General features: G+C 65.4%; 1 protein-coding gene and 1 pseudogene. One reads left to right on the top strand and one right to left on the bottom strand.

Translation table 11 applies throughout. The annotated features are described in order from the left end of the window. Window positions 1–102: 102 nt before the first annotated feature. Window positions 103–876: pseudogene (locus tag MXC99_RS00340) on the top strand (class I SAM-dependent rRNA methyltransferase); the annotation flags it as partial. Between the two features lie 37 nt (window positions 877–913). On the opposite strand, the gene MXC99_RS00335 reads toward MXC99_RS00340, so the two are convergent. Continuing rightward, on the bottom strand, window positions 914–1,195 hold a 282-nt coding region (locus tag MXC99_RS00335; RefSeq protein WP_247723658.1), incomplete at its 5' end, for a response regulator.

The following is a 1,195-nucleotide window of genomic DNA, read 5'->3' as shown; positions in this document are numbered from 1 at the left end:
GGATAGAAAAACCAGCGGCGCCGGAGCAGTTGGCGCTGTTGTAGTGGCATTTTTGAAAGTGCGATCTAGCAAAAACAAGCACTTGCGAGCGTAACTGTCGAACTCGGGGGGCTGGTGCAGGCCACCGGCTGCGCGGCGGTGTACGAGCGTTCCGATTCCGAGGTGCGCGCACTCGAAGGGCTCGAGCCGCGCACCGGCTGCGTGCATGGCGTGCTGCCTGAGGGCGGGCTCTCGATCGTCGAACACGGTGTGCGCATGGAGGTGGACGTCGAAGGCGGGCACAAGACCGGCTTTTACCTCGACCAGCGTGCCAACCGCCTGCTCACCGGCCAGCTCGCTGCCGGACGTGAGGTGCTCAACTGCTTCTGCTACACCGGGGGTTTCTCGCTGCAGGCGCTCGCCGGTGGGGCGAAGTCGGTACTCTCGATCGATTCCTCCGCCCCGGCCTTGGCGTCGGCGCGGCGCAATCTCGCGCTCAACCCGCAGCTCGACGCCGGCCGCGCCGAGTGGTGCGAGGCCGATGTGTTCAAGGCCTTGCGTGCGTTGAAGGAGGCGGGCCGGCGCTTCGATCTGATCGTGCTCGATCCGCCCAAGTTCGCCCCTTCGGCGGCGCATGCCGAGCGCGCGGCGCGTGCCTACAAGGACATCAATCTGTTCGGCTTTCGCCTGCTGCGCCCGGGCGGCATCCTGATGACCTATTCCTGCTCGGGCGGCATCGGCCAGGAGCTGTTCCAGAAGATCGTCGCCGGTGCCGCGATCGACGCCGGTGCCGATGCGCGCATCCTCTACCGCCTGGCGGCCGCGCCCGATCATCCGGTCGGGCTGGCGGTGCCGGAAGGCGAATATCTGAAGGGGCTGGCCTGCCAGGTGGAATGAGACCATCGCCAGCGGCCGGCCCCGCGGCCGCGGAAGGCTAACCGAGGAGCTTGTCGAGCTTGGTCAGCAAGGTGGCGCGATCGAACGGTTTGGCGATGAAATCGTTGGCCCCGGCCTTGAGGCTGGCGTGGACGGTGTGCTTGTCGCTCTTGCCGGTGAGCATGACGAAAGGAATTTTTGCCAGCGCGGGCATCTTGCGGAAGCGGGGCACCGGGGTTCGACACTTAACCCCGATTTTCGCGCCTTTTCGGAAAGTGACTCCAGTTCCGGCGCGGGTTTGAAGGCCATGATCGCAAAAGTGCTGTGGTGGCACGTTTGT

Source organism: Thauera aromatica (assembly GCF_023093595.1).
In the GTDB taxonomy this organism is placed as follows: Bacteria; Pseudomonadota; Gammaproteobacteria; order Burkholderiales; family Rhodocyclaceae; genus Thauera; species Thauera aromatica_A.
The sequence above is the reverse complement of the archived record's forward strand: the minus strand, read 5'-3'. Positions and strand labels throughout refer to the sequence as shown.